Below are 2199 nucleotides of genomic sequence, written 5' to 3' on the forward strand. Positions count from 1 at the left end.
TTGTAAATTAGAGCCACTACCTGAGATTAAAACTACCAGACGAGTCGGTGCCATTACTTAGCACCACCTACAATTTCAACTTGCTCTTCACCTGGTGCCGCATCTTGAATTTCACCAAGGTGCCATGCATTTTCGCCTAAGTCTTTTAGCATTGTTAAGCTTTGCTCAAGTTTGTCTGCAGGGACTACTAAAACCATGCCTACACCACAGTTAAATGTACGGTACATTTCGTGTGTAGTAATATTGCCGTTTTCTTGTAACCAATTAAAAATTGGTGGCCACTGCCAGCTATCACCTTTAACTACAGCTTTTGCTGAAGCGGGTAATACGCGTGGAATATTTTCCCAAAAACCGCCGCCAGTAATATGTGAAAGCGCATGTACGTCAACGTTTTTAAATAACTCAAGTAAAGGTTTTACGTAAATACGCGTAGGCTCAAGTAAGGTTTCGCCTAATGTTTTACCTTCAAAGTCAGCGCTTGTATCAGCGTTTGACACTTCAAGTACTTTACGAATTAAAGAGAAGCCATTTGAATGAGGACCGCTTGAAGCAAGTGCAATAAGCTGATCGCCTGCCGCTACTTTTGTGCCATCAATAATTTTTGATTTTTCTACAACGCCGGTACAAAAGCCTGCCATGTCGTAGTCTTCACCATCATACATACCTGGCATTTCAGCTGTTTCGCCACCAATTAGGGCACAACCTGAAATTTCACAACCTTTGCCAATACCTGTAACTACGTCAGCTGCTGTGTCTATATCTAGTTTACCAGTTGCATAGTAATCTAGGAAAAACAGGGGTTCAGCACCTTGAACAATTAAGTCGTTTACACACATTGCAACTAAATCAATACCAACAGTATCGTGTTTTTTTAAGTCGATTGCTAAACGTAGTTTAGTACCAACGCCATCTGTGCCTGCAACTAATACTGGTTGCTTGTAGCCTTCAGGAATTTCGCAAAGTGCGCCAAAACCACCAATTCCGCCCATTACTTCAGGACGACGAGTTTTTTTAACTACGCCTTTAATACGCTCAACAAGTGCATTACCAGCGTCGATATCTACGCCCGCGTCTTTATAGCTTAGAGACTGTTTTTGTTCGCTCACAGGTTTTCCTCAAAATAGTTGTTTTGGGTTGCTTAGAAACGCGCGTATTTTACAACAATTGCAAGGTCGCGGCTAGCTCAAATGTAATTTTGAAATAATTAACAAGGACACTTGTCCGCTGTCTGTTGTTTAAATAAACAAAAAAAACGCCCGTAGGCGTTTTTTTAGTATTAAAGGCGTTAAATTAACAGCTATGCTTTTGCGGTTAATATGGCTCGAAGTGGAGCGGGGTAGCCTTCAATTGTTTTACTTGTATCGTTTGGATCTAAAAAGTCGATTAACGATTCGTTTTCCATCCAATCGGTTTTGCGTTGCTCTTCAAGCGTGGTAATAGCGCAATCTTTTATTTGCACATCTTTAAAGCCAACGCGTTCCATCCAGAGTTTTAATGCTGCAGTACTTGGAATAAACCAAACGTTGCGCATTTTAGCGTAGCGATCAGTAGGGACTAGTACTGTATTTTCGTCGCCTTCAATTACTAGCGTTTCAAGTACGAGTTCGCCGCCGGGGCGTAGCTGGGCTTTTAACTGTGCTAAAAAGTCGATAGGTGAGCGACGATGATAAAGTACGCCCATCGAAAAAACCGTATCAAACGCTTTAAGCTCGGGTAATGCTTCAACGCCTAGTGGCAGTAAATGTACTTTTTCGTCTGGGTTGTAGTGTTTAATTGCCTGAAACTGACATAAAAATAAATCAGACGGATCAATACCCACTACAAACTCTGCGCCTTCACCGCGCATACGCCATAAATGATAACCAGAGCCACAACCAATATCTAAAACAGTGCGACCTTTTAATGGCTCAATATGAGGGAGGAGTCTGTCCCACTTCCAATCACTGCGCCACTCTGTGTCTATTTCAATACCGTGCACACTAAATGGGCCTTTGCGCCATGGCATCATGCGTTTTAATAAATGCATGGTTTGCTTTTGCTCGCCATCACTCATTTCGCCAGCGGCGCCAATTTCTACCTTAGTAGAAATATCAACGTGCGAAGTCGCCACCTCTGGCAAGTTTTTAAGTACTTTTTGCCATTTAGGTAAATCGCCATGGCTTGCCTCTAACTGCCAATGTTTTAATTGTGCCGGAAGGG

Annotated in this window: 2 protein-coding genes; both read right to left on the minus strand. The window is 42.3% G+C overall.

Translation table 11 applies throughout. The features are described 5' to 3' along the window. Nucleotides 1-53: 53 nt before the first annotated feature. Entirely contained in the window at nt 54-1106 is a 1053-nt protein-coding gene (gene purM / locus L647_RS0100090) for a phosphoribosylformylglycinamidine cyclo-ligase (RefSeq protein WP_024609408.1), read from the minus strand. 191 nt (nt 1107-1297) lie between these two features. Next, nucleotides 1298-2199, minus strand: a 902-nt coding sequence (cmoB, locus tag L647_RS0100095; RefSeq protein ID WP_024609409.1) for a tRNA 5-methoxyuridine(34)/uridine 5-oxyacetic acid(34) synthase CmoB, incomplete at its 5' end; no start/stop codon positions are given.

Source organism: Pseudoalteromonas sp. TB64 (genome assembly GCF_000498095.1).
Lineage (GTDB): Bacteria > Pseudomonadota > Gammaproteobacteria > Enterobacterales > Alteromonadaceae > Pseudoalteromonas.